This is a genomic window from Streptomyces sp. NBC_01210 (assembly GCF_036010325.1).
Lineage (GTDB): Bacteria > Actinomycetota > Actinomycetes > Streptomycetales > Streptomycetaceae > Streptomyces.
Map to the genome: position 1 here is coordinate 900,820 of NZ_CP108549.1, position 24,314 is coordinate 925,133.

General features: G+C 71.5%; 15 protein-coding genes. 5 read left to right on the forward strand and 10 right to left on the reverse strand.

Annotated features, from left to right (window positions below; genetic code table 11):
* From OG735_RS03995 to OG735_RS04005, 3 genes are read right to left on the reverse strand one after another with little or no spacing between them, the layout of a single operon-like run.
* Entirely contained in the window at positions 1–351 is a 351-nt protein-coding gene (locus OG735_RS03995) for a phosphopantetheine-binding protein (RefSeq protein ID WP_327321733.1), read from the reverse strand.
* On the reverse strand, positions 341–5,239 hold the full coding sequence (locus OG735_RS04000) for a polyketide synthase (protein WP_327321734.1): 4,899 nt from the start codon (positions 5,237–5,239) through the stop codon (positions 341–343). Before OG735_RS04000 ends, OG735_RS03995 begins: the two co-directional genes overlap by 11 nt.
* On the reverse strand, positions 5,232–12,260 hold the full coding sequence (locus OG735_RS04005; RefSeq protein WP_442812376.1) for an SDR family NAD(P)-dependent oxidoreductase: 7,029 nt from the start codon (positions 12,258–12,260) through the stop codon (positions 5,232–5,234). The genes OG735_RS04000 and OG735_RS04005 overlap by 8 nt, the downstream gene beginning before the upstream one ends.
* Positions 12,261–12,498: 238 nt before the next feature.
* Here OG735_RS04005 and OG735_RS04010 point away from each other — a divergent pair, with 238 nt between their 5' ends.
* Positions 12,499–13,392 carry a LysR family transcriptional regulator gene (locus OG735_RS04010; RefSeq protein ID WP_327321735.1) on the forward strand — a complete coding sequence of 298 codons (894 nt, stop codon included), beginning with the start codon at positions 12,499–12,501 and terminating at the stop codon, positions 13,390–13,392.
* 162 nt (positions 13,393–13,554) lie between these two features.
* Here OG735_RS04010 and OG735_RS04015 read toward each other — a convergent pair whose 3' ends face one another.
* The 4 genes from OG735_RS04015 to OG735_RS04030 all read right to left on the reverse strand — a co-directional run bounded on the left by OG735_RS04015 (position 13,555) and on the right by OG735_RS04030 (position 17,623).
* Positions 13,555–13,758 carry a cold-shock protein gene (locus OG735_RS04015; protein ID WP_326647991.1) on the reverse strand — a complete coding sequence of 68 codons (204 nt, stop codon included), beginning with the start codon at positions 13,756–13,758 and terminating at the stop codon, positions 13,555–13,557.
* Between the two features lie 278 nt (positions 13,759–14,036).
* Positions 14,037–14,951: a GNAT family N-acetyltransferase gene (locus OG735_RS04020; protein ID WP_327321736.1), complete on the reverse strand. Its 915-nt coding sequence runs from the start codon at positions 14,949–14,951 to the stop codon at positions 14,037–14,039.
* Positions 14,952–15,031: 80 nt separating this feature from the next.
* The gene (locus tag OG735_RS04025; RefSeq protein ID WP_327321737.1) at positions 15,032–16,483 is read right to left on the reverse strand and encodes an amino acid permease; all 1,452 of its coding nucleotides are present in this window, start codon (positions 16,481–16,483) and stop codon (positions 15,032–15,034) included.
* 183 nt (positions 16,484–16,666) lie between these two features.
* The gene (locus tag OG735_RS04030; RefSeq protein ID WP_327321738.1) at positions 16,667–17,623 is read right to left on the reverse strand and encodes a hypothetical protein; all 957 of its coding nucleotides are present in this window, start codon (positions 17,621–17,623) and stop codon (positions 16,667–16,669) included.
* Positions 17,624–18,044: 421 nt separating this feature from the next.
* Between OG735_RS04030 and OG735_RS04035 the strand changes: the two genes are divergently transcribed.
* Entirely contained in the window at positions 18,045–18,239 is a 195-nt protein-coding gene (locus tag OG735_RS04035; RefSeq protein WP_327321739.1) for an antitoxin, read from the forward strand.
* Positions 18,240–18,347: 108 nt separating this feature from the next.
* Here the strand turns inward: OG735_RS04035 and OG735_RS04040 are convergent, their stop codons facing one another.
* Entirely contained in the window at positions 18,348–18,779 is a 432-nt protein-coding gene (locus tag OG735_RS04040; protein ID WP_327321740.1) for a nuclear transport factor 2 family protein, read from the reverse strand.
* Between the two features lie 101 nt (positions 18,780–18,880).
* Here OG735_RS04040 and OG735_RS04045 point away from each other — a divergent pair, with 101 nt between their 5' ends.
* Entirely contained in the window at positions 18,881–19,450 is a 570-nt protein-coding gene (locus OG735_RS04045; protein ID WP_327321741.1) for a PadR family transcriptional regulator, read from the forward strand.
* A 110-nt stretch (positions 19,451–19,560) separates the two neighbouring features.
* Here the strand turns inward: OG735_RS04045 and OG735_RS04050 are convergent, their stop codons facing one another.
* Positions 19,561–20,355, reverse strand: coding sequence for a putative protein N(5)-glutamine methyltransferase (locus tag OG735_RS04050; RefSeq protein ID WP_327321742.1), 795 nt, complete (start codon positions 20,353–20,355; stop codon positions 19,561–19,563).
* Positions 20,356–20,578: 223 nt separating this feature from the next.
* On the opposite strand from OG735_RS04050, the gene OG735_RS04055 reads away from it, so the two are divergent.
* Positions 20,579–21,307 (forward strand): class I SAM-dependent methyltransferase, encoded by a 729-nt coding sequence (locus tag OG735_RS04055; RefSeq protein WP_327321743.1) that lies wholly within the window; start codon positions 20,579–20,581, stop codon positions 21,305–21,307.
* Between the two features lie 311 nt (positions 21,308–21,618).
* On the opposite strand, the gene OG735_RS04060 is transcribed toward OG735_RS04055, so the two are convergent.
* Entirely contained in the window at positions 21,619–22,551 is a 933-nt protein-coding gene (locus tag OG735_RS04060) for a LysR family transcriptional regulator (protein ID WP_327321744.1), read from the reverse strand.
* Positions 22,552–22,624: 73 nt separating this feature from the next.
* Here OG735_RS04060 and OG735_RS04065 point away from each other — a divergent pair, with 73 nt between their 5' ends.
* A complete protein-coding gene (locus OG735_RS04065; protein ID WP_327321745.1) occupies positions 22,625–24,277 on the forward strand; it encodes an aminotransferase class I/II-fold pyridoxal phosphate-dependent enzyme in 1,653 nt (550 codons plus the stop codon).
* Positions 24,278–24,314: the final 37 nt, after the last annotated feature.

Genomic DNA, 24,314 nt, shown 5'->3' on the forward strand with positions numbered 1-24,314 from the left:
TCAGGCGGCGGGGGCCGGGGCCGGAGCGGGAGCGGCCGTCGGGGCGGGCGTGGGCGTGGGAGCCGGCGTCGGTGTGTCGGCGATATGGGACACCAGGTCGCCGACCGTCATGGCCAGGATCTCCTCCATGTCCTTCTCGGCCAGGAACGCGATCAGGTCCACCGCTGTGCCGTACCGCTGCTGGAGCAGCTCGGCGAGCGCGACGAACTCAATGCTCTCCAGCGCCAGGTCCTCGTTGAACGTGGTCTCCAACGTGACCTCCTCCGCGAGGAGAAACTCGTCGCCGACCGTCTCGACGAGCATGGCGGTGATCTCGGCGAGTATGCGTTCGGCCGTGGGGTCAGATGCCATGGCTGGCCTCCGTCGGGGTGGGGGTGACTGAGCGGGCGGGAGTGCGGGCCGGGACGGTCCACGCGACGACGAAGACCTCGGGTGGGGTGTCCGGGCCCGGCCGGTCGTGGACCGTGCTGATCCGAACGGTGTGGCTACGGCCCTCGGGAGAGGTCACACGGAGCCCGGTGGATCCGTCGGTGACGGTCCACTGCCGCAGGCGTCCGCCCAGGCCCGCGCCCTCCGCCTTGGCGGCGGCTTCCTTGGCGCACCAGAGTGCGGTGAGGGCCTGCGCGAGGCCGGCCCCTTCCCGCGCGGCGAGTTGCCCGGCGAGTCGCCGCTCGTCGGAGGTGAGCGCGATACGGCTCAGTGCGCCGGGGTCGTCGGTGACGGCCTCGATGTCGATGCCGACAGCCTGGGCGGTATGGGCGTACGCGACAGCCAGCCGGTCCTTGTGGGCGAGGGAGAGCCGGAGTCCGGCGGCGAGCGGGCCTTCCGTGCGGGGGCGGCCGTGTTCGTCGTTGCCGACCGGGATCTCCACGGGGAAGAGCGGCCCCGCGCCGTCGTCCCAGAGGAGCTGGCGCACCGCGTCCTTCGCGGCGATCCGCCCGAGCAGCCAGGCCGCGCGGGCCCGCGGCGGGCGCTGCTCGTACACCGCGCGCTCGGCGGCGCCCAGATAGCGCCGCATCACCAGCTCCTGCGAGGCGGGGTCGGTCCAGCGGCGCCGCGCCAGGCACCAGCCGCCCGGCTGAGGCTCGCCGATACCGCAGATCTCGGGGGTGAACTTCATCGGCCACACCCGCTCGTCGGCGGCGAAGCGCCGGTAGGTCCAGCCTTCCAGGCGGGCCCAGAGTGTGCCGTCGGCGGAGGTGAGCTCCACGTCGCCCCGTACGGAGTCCGGCCGCACGGCCCGGATACGGGCGGTGGCGCGCAGGAGTTCGCCGTCGCGGGGGGCTGGTCCGTACAGGCGGACCCGCTCCAGCGACGCCGGGAAGACCAGTCGGTCGGCGGTGAGGCGCAACTGCATCCAGTGGCCGAGCAGTTGCCCGGCGGCATCCAGCAGCGCGCCCGGCGCGGGCAGGGAGCGCAGCAGCCCGCGGATACCGTCCTCGGCGACGGCGGTCACTTCGTGCACACCGGCGAATCCCGGCCCGTGGAACATCCATCGGTCGCGGTAGAGGGCTTCGGCGCTGACGGGCGGTGGCCCTTCGCCGGTGAGTGGGGCGGGGTCGGGAGCGGGGCGGGCGGTGTGCCGGTCGGCGAGCACGACGGTGACGGTCGCGCACCCGCCTATCTCGACGCGTACCCGGTCGCTGCCGTCGGTGGCGGGTGTCGTGGTGATCTCCGCATCAACGGGCGGAGCGACGGGCAGCCAGCGCAGGGCCCTTACGTCGTCGAAGCCGGCCACCACGCGTCCGGGCTCGGATTGGCGTGCGGCGTCGGCGGCCAGCTCGAGCAGCGTGGTCATGGGGACGACCGGGAAGCGGTCGGAGGGCTCGGGCCAGGTGTCGGGCTGGAGATAGACGCAGTGGTCAAGGACGTACGGCATGGTCTCGAGAGAGAGCCGACGCCGGGTGCGGTGGGGAGGGGGCGGTGCGGGGGCGGCCGGGACGCGGGAGACGGCCGGTGCGGCTTGCTGCCGAGCGCTGGTTCTCGCGGCGGGCGGGGCGGGGACACCGACAGCGGGCGGGGCGGCGACCCCGGGCGCATACGCCGCCGAGGACTGGCCTGCACTCGGTGCCACGGCGGGGGCCGCCGCCCGGCTGGCTTCGACAACGGTGCGTGCCGCGCCCTCTGTCTCCTCCAGTACGGCGTCCAGGGCCGACAGCAGCGCAGGATGGCCGGCGACGGGTGACCGGGTCGGCCGGGTCGGCCCGCCCAGGTGCAGCGCGGGCGCGGCGGCACCCATGCTCACCAGCGGGGAGCCGAGATCGAGCCGTACCGGACCGTGCGCGGAGGCGACAGGCGCGGCGTGCGCCGCCGGCTCGACGGTTGCGGCACCGTCGAGCCGTACGAGGCTCTGCGCGTCGGCCGTGGGCCTGTCGGGTGGTGCGAGCGCGGCCGGCGGGACGGGGGCGGCATCAGCAGAAGCCGGAGCGGCGGACGTCTCGGGAACCGCGGAGGCCGGCACCGCGGGCGAAGGCGGCTCATGCTCCGTCAGCCGCTCCCAGCGCGGATTCAGCCCCTCCGTCCACAACGCCGCAGCCAGCCGCCGCAGTTGGTCAAGGCCGCTGCCGCCGCGGCCCGCGCCCGCCGAGACCGCGAGGTGCGCCCGGCCGTGCAACGTGTCCCCCACGAAACCGGGGAGGCTGCCCGGACCCATCTGGACGAAGGCCCGTACGCCCTCCGCGTACAGCCGCGCCGTCAGCTCCCGGAAGCGCACCGGCTCCAGCAGGTGGCGCAGCACCACCTCCCGGACTTCGTGCTCGGGCTCCGGATACGTGGTGCCCGTGGTCGCCGACCAGACGGGCACGGTCTGGGGACGCAGTGGCAGCGCGGCGAACGCGGCGCGCACCTGGTCGAGATACGGCGCCCACATCGGCGTATGGAAGCCCGATCGAAAGGGCAGCTCCTGGGCGAGCACACCCTCGGCGGCCAACCGGGTCAGCGCTTCGGCCACCGGACCGGGCTCGCCGCACAGCACCGACTGGTGCGGGCAGTTGTCATGGCTGACGGCGACGCGGTCCAGCCCGCGCAGCGCGTCGGCGGCCTGGCGCGCACCGCAGCCGAGTGCCGCGTACACCAGATCGGGGACGTCGAGATCGCCCGGCCGCAGCGAGTCGAGGAAGGTGTCGACGGCGCGCTGCGGGTACATCCCGGCGACCACCATGGCGGTCCACTCGCCGAGGCTGTGCCCGGCCAGGAGGTCCGCCTCGATGCCGAGTTCGGGGAGGACTCGGGCGAAGAGCCGTCCGACGGCTATGGCGTCGACCGCCCGCTCCACCAGCGTGCCGCCGCCTGTCAGGGCGGGCCTCGGCAGTCCGAAGCGGTCGGCGACGTCCTCGACGCGGGGGGTGAAGTCCGGTTCCAGGCCCGGGAAGAGGAACGCCAGTCGGCCGGCACCGCGCCCGAGGAGCGGACGTGGGGTGAACCAGACGCCGCCGCGGCCGCGCCACGGCTTCCCTCTGGCGACGACCGCCGCTGCAAGAGCCCGGCGCTTGGGTGTGAGTCCGAGGACGGCGAGGCGGCAGGGGCCGTCGGACCGGGGCGTCGCAGGGACCTGGCCGGAGGCCGACAACTCCTCGACCAGGCGGGCGAGTTCACCTGAGGACGCGGCGGCAAGGAGAGTCATCGTGGCCTCCCCTGCCTCGGCGGCGGCCGCCGCCGGGGCGCGCTGCTCGTCCGGGGCCGGCGGGACCCTCTCCTGGCCGGCCCGGACCCCGGACCTCCCGGAGCCCCGGGAAACCGGCTCGGCGACACGGTGCGCCGCATCCCGGTCGCGCCGTCGTCCGGGGGCAGCAGCCGACGCCGGGGCCCCGGGCGCCTCCTCCAGCACCACATGCGCGTTGATCCCGCCGAAGCCGAACGCATTCACGCCCGCCCGTCGCGGTGCCCTCCCCCGCTCCCAGGGCTCCGCCTCCGTCACCGGGCGCATACGCGTACGGGCGAAGTCCTCGTGCGGGTCGTCGAGATGGAGGGTCGGCGGCAGGATCCCGTCGTGCACGGCGAGCGCGGCCTTGATCAGCCCGGCCATCCCGGAGGCCTGCATGGTGTGGCCGAGCATCGACTTCACCGAGCCCATCGCGATCGGTTCGACGCCCGCCGCGGGAGGGCCGAAGACCCGGGCCAGGGTCGCGAGTTCCGCCTCGTCGCCGACCGGCGTCCCGGTGCCGTGCGCCTCCAGCAGGCCGAGCGCGTCGGGCGCGGCCGGGTCGAGACCGGACCGCGCCCAGGCCTGGGCCAGGGCACGCACCTGGCCGTCCACCAAGGGGCTCATCAGGCTCGCCGCCCGGCCGTCACAGGCCACGCCGACTCCTCGTACGACGGCGTAGACGCGGTCGCCGTCGCGTTCGGCGTCGGCCAGGCGCTTGAGGAGGACGACGCCGGTGCCTTCGGACAGCAGCGTGCCGTCGGCGCGCCGGTCGAAGGGGCGGATGTGCTGGCTCGGGCTCAGCGCTCGCAGTTGGGTGAAGACGCTCCACAGCGTGGCGATATGGCAGTGGTGCACCGCCCCGGCCACCACCAGATCGCAGCTGCCGCCCGCCAGCAGGCCGGCCGCCTGCTCGACGGCCAGCAGGGAGGAGGCACAGGCGGCGTCGAGGGTGTAGGCGGGGCCGCGGAAGTCGAGGCGATTGGCGGTACGCGCGGCGGTGAAGCTGGGGACGAGGCCGATGGATGCCTCCGGCCGTTCCGGGCCGAGGCCGGCCTGGAAGGCCTCACGGACGGCTGTGATCCGGTCCTCGCCCAGCTCGGGGGCGAGTTCGCGCAGGGTCGCCGCGAGTTGGTGGGCGGTGCGCACGCGCTGGTCGAGGCGGGCGGTGGCGACGCCCATGAACCCGCCGCGGCCGAGGATGACCCCGATCCTGGAGCGGTCGGCGGGCAGCCGCTCCTCGCCTCCGGCATCGGCCACGGCCTCGGCGATGACGCGCAGCGCGAGCAGCTGGTCGGGCTCTGCCCCGGCCACGGCGGCGGGCATGATCCCGAATCGGGTCGGGTCGAAGGCGGCGAGGCCGTCGATGAAACCGCCGCGCCGGCAGTAGAAGCGGTCGCTGCGGGCAGTTCCTTCGGCGCCGTGCGGGTCGTAGTAGACCTCGGGGTCCCAGCGACCGGGCGGTACGTCGGTGATGGCGTCCGTGCCCGCGAACAGGTTGGTCCGGTAGGCGGCCAGGTCGGCGGCGCCGGGGAAGACGGCGCCCATGCCGACGATGGCGGCGTCGGCCGGGCGTGGGCCGCCCCGCGCGTCAGCCACGGCGGGCCTCGCCCGGAACAGAGCTCTCTTCCGCGAGGAGTACGACCTGGCCCCCGGTGCCGCCCGCCAGCTCGGCGAGGAACGCGGCCGTGCCTTCGGCCGGGTCGATGAGCGGGATGCCGCGGCTCGCGTACATCCGTTCCAGCTCCGGCGTCACCATTCCGCCGGCCTCGGCCGCCCACGGGCCCCAGTCGACGGCGAGGACGCGGCCGGGGAAACGGCGCGACCAGGCGGGGGTGGCGGCGAGCGTGTCCAGGGCGTCGTTGGCGGCCGCGTAGTCGGCCTGACCGCGGTTGCCGAAGACACCGGCGACGCTGCCGAAGAGGGCGAGGAAGGCCGGTGCGGGGGCGTCGCCGTGGTCGGCGGCGGCGTCGGCGAGGTGCCGGGCGCCGTCGACCTTGGTGGCGAACACCCGCGCGAAGGAGGCCGGGTCCTTGTCGCTGAGCAGCTTGTCCTGGATGGTTCCGGCGCCGTGCACGATCCCGTCGAGGCGGCCGTGACGTGTGCGTATGTCATCCATGACGGCTCGTACGCCATCGGAGTCGGTGACGTCGGCCGCCTGGTAGCGCACGGAGGCGGCAACGCCGTTGAGGGCGGCGAGGGTCGCGCGGATCTCGCGTGCGGCCAGGATGCGGGACGCTGCCGCCTCGATCTCGGCGGGGGTTCGCAGGCCCTGGCTGACGAGAGCCGCGCGCAGCGCGACCCGGTCGTGGGCGTGGGCGACGGCCGGGTCCTCGCCGGCGTCGGGGGGCGGAGTGCGGCCGATGAGTTCGATGTGGCAGCCGGTGGCAGCTGCGAGGGCGATGGCCGTACGAGCGGTGATGCCGCGGGCTCCGCCGGTGAGCAGTACGACAGCTTCGCGGCCGAACGGGAACTGTGGCGCCGGTGCGGTGTCGGTGAGGGGGGCGGGGACGGTACGCAGCGTGTTGCGGGTGCCGTTGGTGTACCCGACGGCCACCGGCTCCTCGGGCGCGCACAGTTCGGCGATCAGATGTGCGGCGATCCGCTCGGGACGGTCCTTGGGATCGACGTCCACGGCGCGTATCTGGGTGCCGGGGTATTCGATCGCGGCGGTACGGGCGAATCCGTAGAGTCCGGCGCCGGGGATCGGGTCCGGGTCGGCGGAACCCGGGGAGCCCGGTGCGTCGGGCGCGTCCGGTGACTGCGCGGTTCGGCCGAACGCTCCGCCGCAGCCGGTGACGAGCAGCAGTCGGCGGGTTCCCGCGATCAGGGTCTCGCGCAGTGCGGCGAAGGCTTCCGGAAGCACGGGGGCAGGGGCGGGCCGCAGCGCGCTGAGGTCCACGACACCGTCGGCGTCGGACCCGGCGGCGTCGGCCAGGCGGTCCTGGTGGACGGTACGTACCTCGGCGCCCTGGGCCTCGAGCGCCGCGGCGAGAGCGACGGCGACCCCGAGTCCGTCGTCGACGACGGCGAACCGCCGGCCGGGCAGTACGTCGGCGGGGTCGCGGGTCGCGGGCGGACCCACGGGCGTGACCTCGACCAGGAGCCGCGCGGGCCGGGCGGGGCTCCGTTCGGCGACCGGGCTCGGCGCCGGGCCCGTGGCCGGATCCTGGACCACGTTCGGGGGCCGGTCGCCGCCCGCAGCCCATCCTGCGCCAAGGCCCGCACCCGGGACCAGGCCCGGGACCAGGTCCGTCCTCGCATCCACCGCCGGATCCGTGGTCGTGCCACGCGCGACGATCCAGTCGACGATTCCGCTGATGGTCTTCAGCCGCGCGAGTTCCTCCACCGCCGATTCCGCCGGGCCGTCCGCACCCTGCGGCAGCCCGATCCGGTCGGCGAGCGCACCGATGATCTCCACCCGCTTGATGGAGTCCACCGAAAGGTCGGCCTCCAGGTCGAGGCCGGGGTCGAGCATCTCCCGCGGGTAGCCGGTGCGGACGTGGACGATCTCCAGTACCGCGTCCATGAGTTGATCGGGCGTCAGAGGATCTGTGACGGCCGGGTCGGCCACGGGCTGGGGCCCCCCGCGCTCGGTCGGCCCGGAGTATTCGGTCGGCACAGTGGCGTACGACTCGGGCTCCGGCGCGGTCGGCGGTGCCGATGGCCCGCCCGCCCCCAAGTAGCCCAGCAGAACGTCTCGTTGCGCGGCCACCAGTTCCCGCGCTCCGCGCAGATACTCCAGTACGGCGTCCTCCCGCCGGTCCACCGCCGCCACCGAACGGGCCACCGCCACCCGCCGGGCCGGGCGCAGCCCGCCCGCCACGGGCTCGCCGTCCGCCGTCCGTACGAGATGGCCGTCCACCAGCCATCCGGCGCGCCGCGGCGGCTCGGCGGGCAGCGCCACCGTACGGCCCGTGAACAGTGGCTCGAGGTCGATCGGCACGCCCGCCACGGCGAGTTCGGCGAGCGCGGTCACCAGGCGGGTCAGACCGTTCTCACCCTGGACGTCGAGGGGGACGGCGTTGTGCGGCCGGTCGCCCAGGATGCGGCCGACCAGGCCGGTGAGCACCCGGCCGGGGCCGGCCTCGACGAAGGTGCGCACACCGGCCGTGTACATGGCCTCGATCTGTTCGACGAAGCGCACGGGCTCGGCAAGCTGACGGGCCAGCAGTTCCCGGACGGCCGCCGGGTCGGCGGGGTACGGGCGCGCGGTGGTGTTGGACCAGACAGGGACGGCGGGCGCGGCCACGGCCGCACCTGCCAGTTCGGCGGCCAGCGCACCGGCTCCACCGGCGACGACTTCGCTGTGGAAGGCGCAGGCGACCGGGATGCGTTCGGCCGCCATACCCGCCTCGCGCAACGCGGCAATCGCGGCCTCGACCGCCGGGGTCGGGCCCGATATGACGCTCTGCCGGGGCGCGTTGTGGTTGGCGACGACACATCCGGCCGGCAACTCGCGTATGCCGTCCGGGGCCGACGGCACTGCGGCCATCGCTCCGGGGTCGTCCCCGGCGGCGGCCAGAATCGCCTCGGCACGGCGGTCGCTGAGCCGCAGGAGGGTCTCGGTGTCGTACGCACCGGCCGCCCAGAGGGCGACCAGTTCGCCGTAGGAATGCCCGGCCGTGCAGTCAGGGCGTACTCCCAGCGAGGTGAGCAGCATGTGCGCGGCGGCGCCGGCGAGGCCGAGGGCGGGCTGGGCGGTCCGCGTGTCGGTGACGGCGGCGCGCTGGGCGGCTCGTTCCTCCGGGGTGAAGGCGGCGGGCGGGAACATCGCGGCGACACGGCGCGGATCCGCGTCGTACAGCAGCGTCCGCAGACGCGGGAACGCAATGAAGAGATCACTCAGCATGCCCGGGCGCTGACTGCCCTGACCCGGGAAGAGGAAGGCCATCCGGCCGGGGGCGCCCGTGTCATCGGCTGCGTGAACACCGTCGCCGGAGACGAACTCCCGGGCCCGGCCCAGCTTTTCGGCCAGGTCGTCCAGGCTGGTGGCGACGACCGCGACCTGGACGGGGACCTGGGCCTGGCCCTCATCCGCGGAGCCCGCGGAGTACCCGGAAGCGTCGGCAGCCTCGGCAGCGAGGTCGCGCAGCGGCCAGGGACGTCCCGCCGCGTCATTCTGTTCCAGCCGGGCGGCGAGGCGGTCGATGGCGCGCAGCGCGGCCTTGCGGCCGGCGCCGCGGAAGCAGAACAGCTCGGCGGGCCAGGAGTCCAGCCCGTGCACGGGCTCGCCCCCATCCGCGTACCCGGCGAGAACTGCGTGGTAGTTGGTGCCGCCGAAGCCGAAGGCGCTGACCGCGGCGAGCCGCCGCCCGGCGGGCGCGGCCCATGGTCTGGCCTCCGTGTCGAAGAAGAAGGGGCTGCTGTCCGGCCGCCAGTCGGGGTTGGGGCTGGTCAGATGCAGAGTCGGCGGCCGTACGCCGGAGTGCACGGCCCGGACCGCCTTGATGAGCCCGGCCAGGCCCGCCGCACACTTCGTATGGCCGAGCTGCGACTTGACCGAGCCGAGCGAGCAGAAGCCCGGGCCGCCATCGCCGCCGAAGACCTCGGTGAGGACGGTCAGTTCGGTGCTGTCGCCCACGACGGTGCCCGTGCCGTGTGCCTCCACGAGACCGATCTCGGCGGGCGCGATCCCGGCCCGCCGGTAGGCACGTTCCAGGGCGCGCCGCTGTCCTTCGGGTCGTGGTGCGGTGAGGCCGAGCGAGCGTCCGTCACTGGATGCGCCAACGGCCTTGACGACGGCGTAGATACGGTCGCCGTCGCGTTCGGCGTCGGCGAGGCGCTTGAGGACGAGGCAGGCGACGCCCTCGCCGAGTGCGATGCCGTCGGCGGCCGCGTCGAAGGGCCGGCACCGGCCGGTGGGCGACAGTGCGCGTACCGAGGCGAACATCAGGTAGTCGTTGATGCCGTTGTGCACATCGGCGCCGCCGCACAGCACCATGTCGCTGTCGCCGTCACGCAGTTGCTTGCAGGCCAGGTCGAGGGCGGCGAGCGAGGAGGCGCAGGCGGCGTCGATCGTGCAGTTGGCGCCGCCGAGGTCGAGGCGGTTGGCGACGCGTCCGGCGATGACATTCGCGAGGACTCCTGGGAAGGAGTCCTCGGTCAACCGCGGCAGTTGGGCGTCCAGTTCGGGCGGCAGCTCACCCAGGTAGCCGGAGTGGAGGGCACGGAAGCCGTAGGCGCCGGCGAGGTCGGTGCCGGCTTCGGCGCCGAAGACGACTGAAGTCCGGGAGCGATCGAACTGCCGCTCCCTGGCGTAACCGGCGTCCGCGAGGGCCCGGGCGGAGACGTCGAGGGCGAGCAGCTGTACCGGTTCGATGCTGCCGAGCGAGGCCGGGGCGATGCCGTGGCTGAGCGCGTCGAACGGTGCGGGCGGCAGGAAGCCGCCCCACCGGGACGGAGTCCGCTCCCCTGCCCGTGCCGGGTCGGGGTCGTAGTGGGCGGCCGGGTCCCAGCGGTCGGCGGGCACTTCGCGCACGGAGTCGGTCCCGGCAACGATGTTCGCCCAGTACCCGGCGAGGTCGCCGGCGCCGGGGTAGCGGCATGCCATGCCGACGACCGCGATGTCGAGCGGGGCCTCTTCGTGCGGAGCGGGCTCGGCCGAAAGACCCCGGAGCTGTTCGGCGCGCTCGGCGAGCAGTGCCGTCGCGCCATCGGTCACCTGGGCGTGCAGGGCGGCGACCGTGGTCGTGTCAGTGCGTGCGGTGGCGATCTGGCCGAGCATGTACAGTCCCTCGCCGCGCTGCTCGCCCTCGTCCACCGGAACGGGTCCCGCAGCGGTGTGGCGCAGGCCCTTGCTGGCGATACGCAGCCGCCCGAGGTTGAGTTTCTCCAGCTCCTCCCAGACCTCGTTCGGGCTCGCGCCGTCCTGCCGCAGCCGCTGCGCGGTGGCGGTGAACGTATCGGCGTACGGTGTGGCGGCGCAGCGTGTCGCGTGCCCGGGCGCGGTGCGGAGCAGTGTGGTGGTGTCGCAGTCGAGCGCTGCCCGCTGAAAGCCCGGCAGTACGGCTCCGGCGGCGACGGCCTCCTCGGTGAACAGGTAGGCGGTGCCCATGAGTACGCCGGTCCGGGCGCCGCGCTCGGCCAGCGGCCCGGCGGCGGCAGCTGCCATCGCCGCCGAGCGCTCGTCGTGGATACCGCCGGCGAAGAGCACGTCGAGTTCGGCGGGGTGGGGGCAGGAGAGCAGCCGCTCGATCTGCTCCTCCCAGAGCGGGAAGGCGGCACGCGGGCCGATGTGGCCGCCGCACTCGAGCCCTTCGAAGACGAACCGCCGCGCTCCCTCGGCGAGGAATTGCTCCAGCAGTCCCGGCGAGGGTACGTGCAGATAGGTCCTGGTTCCGGCGGCTTCGAGCGGGGCGGCCTGGGCGGGGCGGCCACCGGCGATGATCGCGTACGGCGGGCGCACTTCGGCGACGGCCGCGAGCTGTTCGCGGCGCAGTTCGTCCGGGGCGAAACCGAGCAGTCCGACGCCCCAGGGCCGGCCGGCCAGGCGCTCGGCGGTTTCGGTGAGCAGTTCGCGTACCTCGCGGCCGTCCATCACGGCCAGGGCGAGAAAGGGCAGTCCACCGGCGTCGGCCACGGCGGAGGCGAACGCGGGCCGGTCGCTGACCCGGGTCATGGGTCCTTGGACCACGGGCGGACGCTCGTCCCCGGGCGGACGCTCGTCCCCGGGTGGGCGCTCGCCCACCGGCGGGCGCTCTGTCACGCGCTCTTCCGCCGGCAACCGGTCTACGCCGGGGCGCGGCTGGAGAGGACGGGCCCGTACGGCCGCTTCGAGGTGGTCGGTGATGGCCGCCCGTACGGCCTGCACGACAGCACCGGTCGTACGGTGGCACGCGGCGAGCCGGGCGGCGCTCGCCCCGTCCTGGCCGATGGGCAGCGGCTGGGTGCGCAGATCCCCGGCGCCGAGCACCTCGGCGATGTCCCCTTCCGGTGGTGCGAGATCCGGGCGGGTGTAGACACGGTGACCCGCGACGAGGGTGGTCTCGCTGCCGTCCATGGCACGGATCGCGGCCGCGACCGCGCGGGGCAGACCGCCCGCGCCCTCGGTGGTGAGTGCGAGCTGCGTGTCGAGTACGACGCCGGCGGCGCCGCCGGCGACCGCGGCGGCGGCCGTGTGGGGCCCGATGCCGCCGGCCGCGTGGACCGGGACCGTCAACCCCGGATCGGCGAGCAGACGTTGCAGCAGTACGAATGTGGTCAGTTCGCCGACCCGGCCGCCGGCCTCATGTCCTTTGGCGACGATTCCGGCCGCTCCGGCGGCGACCGCGGCAGCGGCTTCGGCGGGGCTGACGACCTCGGCCCACACCCGGCGCCGGCCGCCGGCCGCCCAGTCGCCCGTTCCGGTCCGCCACCAGGCTTCGGTGAGCAGCACGGTGTCCACGGCGTCGGGCAGTTCGTCCGGCGTGAGCGGGCATCCGGCCGGCACCCGCACTCCGTACGACCCGTGAAGCCCGGCAAGCGCGCTGCGCGCCCGGTCGCGGTCCCTGCCGAGGTCGAGCAGGCCCAGCGCGCCGGCACGTTCCGCGGCCGCGACCATCCGGGGACGGGGCTCCTCGAACGGGCTGACCACCACGACGAGATCCCGGCGGGAGTGCCGGGTGTGCTGAGAGGTCACGGGCTCTCCTTGGGTTCCGAGCAGGGTGTACGGGTGTCGCAGGAGGAATAACCCGTCAGTAACCGCCATGCCGCGTTGAATGGTGCGGCGGTCGGCGGGCACTGTCAACGCACATCAGCCACCCATGCCACAGAGGTATGGGCTGCTGTCGGCCACGGCTCAACTCCCTTGGCCGAATGGACACTTGTTCCCCCTGGTGCCCCTTACACCCGCAAGGCCCGGCCGCTAACGTCCGCTCATGACCCCCACACTGCAACAGCTGCGCTATCTCATAGCCGTCGCGGACTGCCGCTCCATCACCGCCGCGGCCTGCTCCGTCTATATCGCCCAGCCGGCCCTCTCCCGCTCCATCCAGTCCTTGGAACGCGATCTGGGTGTGGCACTGCTGGACCGCAGGGGCAGAGCGGCGACCCTCACCCCCGAGGGCTCGCGTGTCGTGCGCCTGGCCCGGACAGTCCTCGACTCGGTGGAGGCGATCGAGGACATCGGTCCGGCGCACGCGGGCAGTTCACGCGGCACGCTGACCCTGGCCGCCACTCCGACCCTCTCCCTCGACCTGGCCGCCGATCTGGTGCCGTCCTTCACCGAAAGCCACCACGGCATCGACGTACGCCTCCGCCAGCACGACAGCCGCGAGGCTCTCGTGCGGGCACTGATCGACGGCTCGGCGGAGCTCGGCCTGGTCGATCTCCCCGTCGACAAGGAACTCTCCACGCACCACCTCCAGGACCGCGAGGTCGTACTCATCTCCCCGCCGGGATCAGGGCTGCCCGACCCGATGCCGTTCCGGATGCTGGGTGGACTGCGGATGGTGCTGCCGACCCCGGGCACAGGCCGGCGCACGGAGCTCGAGGCAATGTTCGGCCGCCTCGGCGTGCGCCCCGTGACCGTGGTGGAAGTGGATGAACGGCTGGCCTGGGTGACCAGCGTGACGGACGGGCGCGGCTCGCTGATCTGGTACCGGGACATGGTGTTACGGGCCTTCGGCCACCGCGTGGAGGTCCGTTCCTTCACTCCGCCGCTGCTGCGCGCCGTCGGCATAGTGCATCCGCGCGGCCCACTCAGCCGCGCCGCCCGCGCCTTCCTCTCGCACGCACGCCACAACGCGCCTGTGCAGGAGCCCGCGAGGTAGAGCCGACCGGGACGGCTGCCCGCCGGGTATCGGCCCCTGCCCTGCCCTGAAGCGACCCTGCGCCGTCCTGAGGGCTCCGCGCTGCCCTGAGGGCTCTGCTCATGGCGGCAGGCACGATGCGCCCGCACCCTGTCGCGGGTGCGGGCGCATCGTCCGGTTGAACTAGGCGGGGAGGATGTTCTCCGCCTGCGGGCCCTTCTGGCCCTGCGTGACGTCGAACGTCACCTTCTGGCCCTCCTGGAGCTCACGGAAGCCCGAGGTGGCGATGTTCGAGTAGTGGGCGAAGACGTCCGGGCCTCCACCGTCCTGCTCGATGAAGCCGAAGCCCTTTTCCGAGTTGAACCACTTGACGGTTCCGCTGGCCATTTGTCCTCCAAGGGGACTCGTAGTCGGTTCCCGCACCGTGCGGGATCCGGAGGTGATCGCCCTGGCCCTCAGAGACTCTGAACAGCAAAACGCCCGTGAACTCGCGCTCACGGGCGACCGGTACTTCGGAACCATGACAGCTGAACGCGACGCTACACGGACAAGTGGCTGTAGGGCCACAACAACGATCAAGTCGTTGCGGGATGCCGCCCACGAAAGCGGCGCGAGGTCCCGGTGTGGCGCCCACCGGGACCTCCGGCCGTCGTCCGGACGCGGTGCTATCCCAGTTCGAGACTGGTGACGCCATAGGTACGCGCCACCCAGGTGTCAGATACGTGGCCGGTGTACATCCGCACGGTCTGGAAGCGGGGTGTGAGGCCGCGGGCCTTGGCCAGAGCACCGGCGGCCTGCTGCGGTTCGGGAATGTCGATGGAGACCTCCTCGTCCGGGCCGAGGTGCCCGATGAGGGTGTCGAAGAGCGCTTCGGCAACCTGAGGGGTGTCGGCGAAGAGGGGGCCGATGCGATGGCCGTCACGGGCGGGCCTGATCACTCCGTAACCGGCGATCCGGCCGTCGCGCAGGTATGCGTACGCGGTGTGGCCGTCGGCGGTCAGCCAGCGGGTGAGGAAGGGGCGCCGTTCGGCCGGGAAGCACTGCCGGTCATAGGCGGCGATCGCGTCGAGATGGGCCGAGGTGACGGGCACGGCTCCCGCTGCCGGGGTGCCGGACCGCTCGGGGCGGCCGCCGTAGCGGACGGTGTCGTTGGCGGCGGTGAACCCGGCACGTTGATAGGTGGCGGTCTGGGCGGGTACGGCGTCCAGGCCGATGATTCGGGTTCCGGCGTGCGGGAAGGCGGCCTGCCAGGTGGCCAGGCCCAACCCCTGACGGCGGTGGTCGGGGTGGACCAGGTAGTAACCGAGGAAGGCGAACTGCTCCGAGTAGTTGACGATCGAGATCGCCGAGACCGGCCGGGTGCCCAGGCGGCCGATGAAGAACCCGGCGGGATCGGTGGGGTGGAAGGAAGTCACGTCGTCGCGGCCGGGATTCCACCCTTCCTCGGCGGCCCACTCAACCACCTGATGCCATTCGTCCAGCGAGGCGTCGGCGACGGTGAGTCCGTCGGCGCCCGGGGCGGCGGGAGTCGGGGCCTCGCTGGTGGAGCGCGGCTGAGGGGTTTCGCCGAGGGGGTGCATACCTGCTGTTCGTCCCTTCCGATGGGGCCGGCGCGGCCGCCGCGGGCGGTCTGCCGGTGCTGTGACTGGTGCGTTGCGGGTCAGATCAGGTCCATGGCAGCCACTTCGTCGGGGCTGCCGTAGCTGACAGGCCCGTGGAACCGCCGGCGGGCGGTGGCGAACCACCACACGGTGGCGATGAGCAGCACCACTCCCAGTGCGATCGGTGCGTAGTTGAACGAGTCGGCGGTGATCGGTGAGACCTGCGGCAGCATGAACAGCACACTACTGATCACGATCCAGGTCACGGCGATACCCGCGACGAGCTTGCCGTAACGACCCAGGTTCCACGGGCCGGGCTCGAAGTCGTCCAGTCGCAGCCGGAGGAAGATCGGCACGCCGTAGGCAAGGAAGAGCCCGACGACATTGACGCTCACGATGGCGGTGAAGGCGGTGTGGGACCACCAGCCGGGCAGTACCAGCACCATGGGGCAGACTGCGGCGAGCCATACGGCCTTGACCGGTGTGCGCGTACGGGAGGACACCGAATGCCACCAACGGGAGCCGGGCATCGCCCCGTCGCGGGAGAACGCGAAGATCTGGCGGGTATTGCTGGTCATGTTGGCCAGCCCGCAAAACAGCATGGCGCCGATCACGATCAACAGGAGCAGCTTGGCCGTGCCCGTGCCGAGTGCGTCGATGAGAATCTGCACCGGCGGCGCTGACGCACTCGCCGTATCGGCATAATCACGGATCGCGTACACCAGTGCGAGCATGAGGATCAGTCCGGTGATCGCCGAGTAGGCGATCGCACGCATAATGCCCTTCGGCGCGTTGACAGTTGCCTTCACGGTCTCTTCGGACATATGGAAGCTGCCGTCGAAGCCGGTGAACGTCCAGCTGGTGACGAGCAGACCAAGCATTGCCGCGTACATGCCATTACTGAAACCGGTGTTGTTGACGAAGTGGGTCATGAACGACGCCGGCTGATGGTGCGTGGGTATCACGATCAGCGAGGTGACGATCACCACCATGCCGATCAGCAGCCACCATACGGAGATCCGGTTCACCAGGGCGACGAGCTGCACCGTATACGTATTGGCCAGCGCCTGGAGCAGCAGGATCACCGCTGCGATGCCGACCGTCTGCTGCGCTGTCGCCTCGTAGGAGGGCCACTGCATCGCGATGAACGCCTGGATGAAGGTGGCGGCGGCGTAGTTGGTGGCGGCCGTGCCGCCCACCTGACCGACGAAGTTCAGCCAGCCCGTGTACCAGGACCAGGCGCCGCGATGACGCTTGGCGAGCTTGCCTGCGGAGAAGTACAACGCGCCGCTGGTCGGGTAGGCGGAGGCGATCTCACCCATGGCCGCACCGACGAACAGCACCATGATCGACACGCCGATCCAGCCGAAGACGAGAATCCGCGGCCCACCGGCACCCATTCCGAACCCGAATGCGGAAAAGATCCCGGAGATGATGTTGATGATCGTGAAGGAGATCGCGAAATTGTCGAATGCACGGAATCGGCGGGTAAGTTTCCGCGGATATCCCATGGCATGCAGCGTCGCGTCATCGTCGAGGGTGACAGACGTTTCGTCGTGACGGGTTTTCGAGCGAGAGAGATATGTGCGCTCGGACACAATCGCAGCCTTTCCGATAGGGCTGATGGGGGGTGATTGCGCTGAAAGGAATATTTCATCGTGCGCCCTGGAAGTCCGTAAACTCGCCAGGGAGTTTCAGGCGGCATTGGGGATCGGCAGTCCGCATGAGCGTCTCGCTCTGGTGAGCTGCTCCGCGGGTTCACCGAACGCGCTCCAGGGCATGCGAGAGGCATACGGGCCCATCGCCGTGAAGACTTCCCGTGCCTCGAATTCGCGCTTCGCCATGTACAGCGCGTGCGCGAGGTACGCCAGGTCCAGCACCGGAGTGAACCGGTAGTCGGCCACCTGCGGAAACCAGTGGTTGTAGCTTCCCGTCGCCGTGGCGATCCACTGGGACTGCTCCCACGTGCTGTCAGCCAGCAGAGCGGAGGGGTCGTAGTCCTCGACGAGCGCCACCAGCGGGAGCAGCCGAAGGGCCGAGGTGGCCGGCGCCCGGTGGCTGAGGAACGAGGCGACGTCCCATCTCGCGCTCGCCGACCCGCCGTGACGGGTGAAGAAGAAGGCCAGGAACCGGTGGTGCGCTTCGCGGTTCCAGGGGTCGAGCCGGAGAATGCGGGAGAACAGATACCAGGGGCCCGGCGGTGCTGTCAGCAGCCCTTGCGGAGCGGGATCGCGGGGTCGGCGGAGGCGGGCCATGGCCAGTTGAGCCACCCATGGGGTCGGGTCCTCGGGCAGCATCTGCGCCGCTCGATCACACGCCGTCTGTGCGATGCCCACGAGGGTGCCCGCCCGTCGGTCACCGGCATCCGCCATACGTAACGCCCGGAGCATCGCCACGCGCGCCCAGAGCAGTGCCGCCTCCGCACTCGGCTCCTCGGCCAGCCAGCGCTCGGCCAGATCGGAGTCCGCAGCCTCGGAAGCCAGCACCAGTGACCGGTGGGCCCGCACATCGAAATCGCCGCGTGCCTCCCTGAGGACGTCGTGTGCGCCGAGGTACCTGCCGGCCTTCACATCAATGCATGCTCGCGCCAACTGGCGATCGTCGGCCGCCGGATGCCACACGTACTGCCCCTCAAAGGAGCCAGCAGCCACGATCCCCTCCCCATCCCGCACAGGACACCACTCACAACACACACGTTTCCGGCCACTGCCGAATTCAGCCGGATCCGACAGATCCGCCGGCAGCGTCAACACCCTACTCAAACATCAAGTCGCCTCGAAACTGATCCCCCGGAATATCTGGCGTCAAATCGATTGGCGCTATGGCATTCAAGTCGGATGCGATCCATGTCGCGGAGGATGGTTTGGCATATGCCTTTCTCGCGGGATCCTCTCCTGCGCCTGCATTGGTGGAGGCGTTCCAGGACGAGGCGACCGCGGCGCAGGTCGACGACGAGCACTTCTCCGCTGCGCCGGAAAAGATGCGCCCTGGTGGCGGGCCCGTGCGGATGCGAAGCGGCCCACGTGCGGTGACCCTGGAGGAGTGGGGGCCATGCGGCGAGGAGGATGACCGATGTCCGTAATGGACAAGATCAAGCACATGCTCAAGGGCCATGAGTCCCAGGCCGACCAGGGCATCGAAAAGACGGGCGACTTCGTCGACGACAAGACAAAGGGCAAGCACCGACGCCAGGTCGACACCGCCCAGGACACGATGAGGGAGCAGTTCGGCACGGACCGGGACCGGGACAACCCGCCCCAGCCCTGACCACGTCGAGCCACTCCCCCACACGTACGCCTCCGCCGCCCTCAGCACGAGGGCGGCGGAGACAGCGCTGACATGGGCAGGCGGGCTGCAGTGGCGAAGGCGAGCCGCTCAGTGATCGGCGGGCGCGGGGACGAGTCCGTCCGCGACGAGGCCGGCGAGTACCGCCTCGCTCAACGCATGGACCGCGGACTGCGGGCGGACCATCACGGTGAACTCCTTGATCCGGCCCGTCTCGTCGAACTGGAGCAGATCGATGCCGTGGATCTGCATGCCGTTCACGGCTGCCCGGAAGAGCAGGATCTCCGACGGAGCCTCCGCACCGTCCGTACTGGTCTCGGCCGCGCCGTCGAACTGTCCGATGTAGCGGAAGTCCTCGAAGGTCCGCAGCAGGACACCGAAGAGGCCCAGCACCATCGGCCTGCCCTCGAAGGGCCTGAACTTCACCGGGCTGTAGAAGCGGACATCGTCGGTGAACAGCTCGTCGAGCGCGGCGAGATCCCCCGCCTCCACGGCGGCGCGGAAACGTTCAGCAGTCTCCATGACTCCTCCTGATCCTGATTCTTCTCATACTCAAGAATATGACTAGTCAGTTCCTTGAGTATGATGCAGGGACGGACAAGCAATGGGAAGGGGCTGCTTCGATGGCCTTGCGGCACGCCGTACTGGCGGCGCTCCTGGACGGTGAGTACAGCGGATACCAGCTGGCCAAGGCGTTCGACGTCGGCGTCGCGAACTTCTGGCACGCACTGCCGCAGCAGCTGTACGCCGAGCTGACCAAGCTGGAGAAGGAGGGCCTGGTCGCGGGACGGCAGGTGGTACAGGAGACCCGGCCCAACAAACGGCTGTTCCAGGTCACCCGGGCCGGTCTCGCCGAGCTCGAGCAGTTCGCGGCAGGCTCGTCGAAACCCTCGTTCATCCGCGACGACCTGCTGGTCAAGGTCCAGGCCGCCGACCGCATCGGCACCGGTCCCGTGATCGAACAGCTCGAGGAGCGAGCCGCTGTCGCGCAGGCCAAGGTCGAGCTCTTCGGCAAACTTCTGCGGCAGATGCGCGGCGATGCGGACGAGGAGGAGTTCCTGCTCCGCGGCGAGCGGATCGGGCCGTACCTGACCTGCCTGCGCGGTCTGGCCTTCGAACAGGACAACCGGGACTGGTGCTTGCGGATCGCGGCCGTCCTGCGGAAGAGGCAGAGCACTCCTGCCGAGCGGTGAACACCGGCGCAGTACGCGACCACGTGCGTGCCCGCGTCACCGTCTCCGGATGGCCGGCCGCCGCCGGTGACAACGCTTCCGGCGGCGACCACCCGTACGGAACCGGGCGTCTAGGGAGCAGGCCTGGTTCCGATGACAACGGTGGCGTACAGCTCCTCGGAGCTGACCACCTGCGGGATCAGCCCGTCACGGGCGACGGTTTCGACGGCCCGCGGGGCCTGGCGCTCGCTCGTCTCGAACAGCAGATGGCCGCCCGGCGCCAGCCAGAGTGACGCCGCGGCGGTCACCCGCCGCAGGACGTCGAGCCCGTCCGCGCCACCGTCGAGCGCCACCCGCGCCTCGTGGACACGGGCCTCCGCGGGGAGCAGCTCGATCTCTTCGGTGGGCACATAGGGCACATTGGCGAGCAGGACGTCGACGCGGCCCCGCAGCGTGCCGGGCAAGGGCTCGTAGAGGTCACCTTCGTAGACCTGGCCTCCGGCGGCGGTGACATTGCGGCGGGCGCACCGCACCGCGGCGGGATCGATGTCGGCGGCGTGCAGTTCGGCCCGGTCCAGGCCGGCGACCACCGCCGCGCCCAACGCGCCCGAGCCGCAGCACAGGTCGACGACGACAGCTCGCGGCCCGGCCAGCGCGGCGGCCCTGCCGACGAGGAACTCGGTGCGGCGGCGTGGTACGAAGACGCCGGGGTCCACGGCGATCCGCAGGCCGCAGAACTCCGCCCAGCCAAGGACGTGTTCGAGGGGCAGGCCGACAACTCGCCGCTCCACCAGGGCAGCGAGGTGTTCGGAGTCGCGTGCCGCGGAGACGAGCAACTGTGCCTCGTCCTCGGCGAAGACACAGCCGGCGGCACGAAGCCTGGTGACGATGACGGAAAGAGGAAGAAGTGACGGTGAAACCGACATGCCAACCTTTCGGGATGCCTATGGGCGCTCCCGCGGTCACCTATGCCTGACGGACCGCACAGCCGTGAGATGAGAGCACCCAGCCTGGTACAGCGGTAATGGGTCTCACCTCCTCGGTACGTTTCCTGCTGGAGACGGCAACATTACCCCGAGCCGGACCGCGGCACGCAGTTCGGTCGACGCCCGGGCGCAAACGCGCCCTGCCCAGATATTCTCATCAGTGATGTTCACCCCCACGAGCCCCACCTTCCGCGAACTGGCCGTGCAGGCGCTCTCGTCCACCGAGCACGGCTACGACCTGCTGGCTCCGAAGTTCGACCAGACGTCGTTCCGGACATCGGATCGTCTGCTGGACGCGGTGGTACGTGCCGTCCGGCCGCTCGGGCCGTTCGCGGCCGGACTCGACATCTGCTGCGGCACCGGCGCCGGAGTCGGTGTCCTGCGTCAGTTGTGCCAGGGACGCGTCACCGGCGTCGACTTCAGCGCGGGCATGCTCGCCACCGCCGGATCCACTCTGCCGGATGTCCCCGGGGCACCGCCGGTGAACTGGGTGCGGGCCGACGCCCGCGCACTCCCCTTCCGGCGGGTCTTCGACCTGGCCGTGAGCTTCGGAGCGTTCGGTCACTTTCTGCCCCGCGAACGACCCACGCTCTTCGCGCAGGTGCACGCGGCGCTGAAGCCCGGCGGCCGGTTCGTCTTTCCCGTTCCGGCACCGCCTCGAGTGGGCTCGAGGCACTACTGGGCGCTGTGGGGCTTCGACGCGGCGATGCGCGTACGGAATCTGCTGTGGCACCCGCGCTTCATCATGTACTACCGCACGTTCCGGCTGCCGGACGTGCTGGACGAACTGGCGCAGGCAGGGTTCACCGTGGAGGTGCTGCCACTGCCGGAGATCGGCCGACTGCCGGACGGCAGTCCTCGCTGCGTTGTCGTGGTCGCACGCCGAACGTGAGCACAGGGCCTCACCGGCCCACGACCTCGTGGGCCCGGCGGTCGTCCGGCTGGGCGCCGCGGCCGCCCGGCACTGGGCCGCCGTGCACGACGAGGCAGCGGTGGCCACCGTCGGCCGTACCCTCTACATCTTGCTGCCGCAGGCCCGTCCCGCCGAGGCGGCTGTTCGGGATCGACCTCGACCACCGCGACGTCCGGTTCTCCTGCTGGCTGCAACTGCGGCTCACCGGGCCGGACGCGGGCGCCCCACCGACGACGGAGGGGTGAAAGGCGCCCGAGGGCAGACACGCTCCGGTTGTGCTCAGCTTCTGCTCAGCCTGCGTCCTTGACGTGTGACTCCCACTGCCTCGTGATGTGCCCGGCCTGCCGGGTGAGCGCGGCCACCAGTTCCTGTGCGCTGGGTGCGACGGTCGAGCGGAGGATCGCGACGCTGATCTCGCGGACCAGCGGTGGCCCCTCCAGCGGCCGTACGGCGAGGTCGTCGCGCGGGGCGCCGAGTGCGAGGCGGGGCACCAGGGCCACGCCGGTGCCGGCCGCGACGAAGCCCTGCACCATGGCGTAGTCGTCGGTCCGCATCACATGCACCGGTTCGAAGCCGTGCTGCGCGCAGGCCCAGGACAGGACGCGGTCGCACGGATCGCGGGGATCCGCGGCACCGACCCAGTCGTCGTCGCGCAGCTCTTGCAGCGGCACCCGGTCCAGCGCCGCGCATCTGTGGTTGTCGGGCATGACCAGCAGCAGCGGGTCGGTCAGCAGCGGGTGCAGTTCGAAGTCCTCGTCCAGGTCGAGTCGGTCGCCCGGCTGGGAGAACACGAGCGCGGCCTGCAGCTCGCGGGACCGCAGTCCGCGCAGCAGGCTGGGCAGTTCTCCTTCGGCGAGGGAGATGTGAACCCCCTTCTGGTTCAAGGCTTTTACGGCAGGTGGCAGCAGCAGCGCACCGGCCGTGGGAAAAGTGCCGATACGCAGCGTGCGGGTGCCGCGCTCGGCCAGGCCGCGGACTTCCCATTCGGCGAGCTGCAGGCGCTCGAGGACCGCTTCCGCATGCGGCAGCAGCGTCTCGCCGAGTTCGGTGAGCACGGCGCCGCGGGGCCCGCGCTGCACCAGCGGAGCGTCGAAGTGGGCTTCGAGGACGGTCAGATGGTGCGTGACGGTGGGCTGTGCGTAGTGCAGCGCGCGGGCGGCGCCCGCGAGCGAGCCCTCTTGCGCGATGGCCTTGAGTACCTGGAGGTGACGAAGCTCGAGCATATAGATATTCTATGGAGGTACCCAGAGAACTGCAGCATTCCTCTATAAGCCTCGCGCTGGCACGCTGACCGGCGTGAACACCAGAACCACAGCAGTACCCGACCTCTCGCCGCCGGTGTCCGCACAGTGCCGCGCTCCATTTGCCGAGGCCCTCAGGACACACGCCGGCCGGGGCTGGCTCCGCCTCAACGTCCCGGGTCACGCCGCCGAGCCCGACAGCTTCGGCCCACTCGCCGGGACTTTCGGGCCCGAGCCGCTGCGCCTCGACTTCCCTCCGCTGCTCGAAGGCCTCGACCTCGGTACGGCTACCCCCATGGACGAGGCGCTGGCCCTGGCGGCGGAAGCGTGGGGAGCACGACGCACCTGGTTCCTGACGAACGGCGCCTCGCAGGGCAACCACATCGCGTCCCTGGTGGCCCCGGCCCTGGGACGTACCCTCGTCGTCCAGCGCAGCGTGCACTCCGGCGTGATCGACGGGTTGGTGCTGTCCGGGCTGAAAGCCGCCTTCGTCCAGCCGTCCGTCGACAAGGAGCAGGGCATCGCCCATGGTGTGACGGCCGAGGATCTCGCCGCGGCCATCGCGCGGCACCCCGATGCCGCGGCCGCCTATGTTGTCTCGCCCAGCTACTTCGGTGCGGTCGCCGACGTACGCGCGCTCGCCGAGGTGGCCCATTGCGCGGGCATCCCGCTGATCGTGGACGAGGCCTGGGGTGCACACTTCGGATTCCATCCGCGCCTTCCCGGTAACGCGCTCTCGCAGGGCGCCGACCTGGTGACCTCCAGTACGCACAAGCTCGCCGGCAGCCTCACCCAGTCCGCGATGCTGCACCTCGGGCACGGACCGTTCGCCGACGTGCTCGAGCCCTTGATCGACCGGGCGTTCCGGCTGGTGCAGTCCACGAGCTCGAGCGCGCTGCTGCTGGCCTCCCTCGACCTGGCCCGGATGACGCTGATGGCAGGCCGCGACGCCATCGGCGCCTCCGTCGAGGCAGCGGACGCGATACGCCAAGTGATCCGCTCCGTCGGCCGGTTCGCCGTGGTCAGCGACGGCTTCGGACGCTTCCCCGACATCGTGACGGCCGATCCGCTGCGGATCGCCATCGACACGCGCGCCGGGGGGATCCCGGGCCACGAGGCACGCCGTCGGCTGTCGCGCGACCACCGGATCATGGTGGAGGTGGCCACCGACTCGGCGATCGTCGCGGTGGTCGGCGCCGGTTCGGCCCCCGGCACCGACCGCTTCATCGAGGCCCTGCACGCCTTGCCGTCACCTCTTGCAGGCACCGGTCCCGAAGGCACCGGCACGGGGAACACCGGCACGGGGAACACCGGCACGGGGAACACCGGCACGGGGAACACCGGCACGGGCGACAGTCTTGGAAGCACCGGCCTTGGAAGCGCCGACGAGCGGCTACGGCTGTCGCTGCCGCAGCCCGGACCCTCCCGGCTCACTGCCCGTGAAGCCTTTATGAGCCCCACCCGCGTGGTCCCCGCGGCAAAGGCCGTCGGTCTCATTTCCGCCGACACACTGGCCGCGTACCCGCCGGGCATCCCCAATGTGCTGCCCGGGGAGGTCATCACCGCCGAGACGGTCCGTTTCCTGCAGCGCACCGCGTCAGCCCCGAGCGACCATGTACGCGGCGCGGTCGATCCGGGCGTCTCGCACATGCGCGTCGTCGACCCGTCGCGCGTCGTCGATGCCGCTGCCACCGCGCGGGCCGACTGACACTCCGCCTCACCCCTTCACCGATGGAGAACCCGAT

What these genes read in the sequence shown, in the direction of transcription:
- OG735_RS03995 (WP_327321733.1), bottom strand. Translation starts at nt 351, where the DNA reads ATGGCATCTGACCCCACGGCCGAACGCATACTCGCCGAGATCACCGCC.
- OG735_RS04010 (WP_327321735.1), top strand. Translation starts at nt 12,499, where the DNA reads ATGACCCCCACACTGCAACAGCTGCGCTATCTCATAGCCGTCGCGGAC.
- OG735_RS04015 (WP_326647991.1), bottom strand. Translation starts at nt 13,758, where the DNA reads ATGGCCAGCGGAACCGTCAAGTGGTTCAACTCGGAAAAGGGCTTCGGC.
- OG735_RS04020 (WP_327321736.1), bottom strand. Translation starts at nt 14,951, where the DNA reads ATGCACCCCCTCGGCGAAACCCCTCAGCCGCGCTCCACCAGCGAGGCC.
- OG735_RS04025 (WP_327321737.1), bottom strand. Translation starts at nt 16,483, where the DNA reads ATGGGATATCCGCGGAAACTTACCCGCCGATTCCGTGCATTCGACAAT.
- OG735_RS04035 (WP_327321739.1), top strand. Translation starts at nt 18,045, where the DNA reads ATGTCCGTAATGGACAAGATCAAGCACATGCTCAAGGGCCATGAGTCC.
- OG735_RS04040 (WP_327321740.1), bottom strand. Translation starts at nt 18,779, where the DNA reads ATGGAGACTGCTGAACGTTTCCGCGCCGCCGTGGAGGCGGGGGATCTC.
- OG735_RS04045 (WP_327321741.1), top strand. Translation starts at nt 18,881, where the DNA reads ATGGCCTTGCGGCACGCCGTACTGGCGGCGCTCCTGGACGGTGAGTAC.
- OG735_RS04050 (WP_327321742.1), bottom strand. Translation starts at nt 20,355, where the DNA reads ATGTCGGTTTCACCGTCACTTCTTCCTCTTTCCGTCATCGTCACCAGG.
- OG735_RS04055 (WP_327321743.1), top strand. Translation starts at nt 20,579, where the DNA reads ATGTTCACCCCCACGAGCCCCACCTTCCGCGAACTGGCCGTGCAGGCG.
- OG735_RS04060 (WP_327321744.1), bottom strand. Translation starts at nt 22,551, where the DNA reads ATGCTCGAGCTTCGTCACCTCCAGGTACTCAAGGCCATCGCGCAAGAG.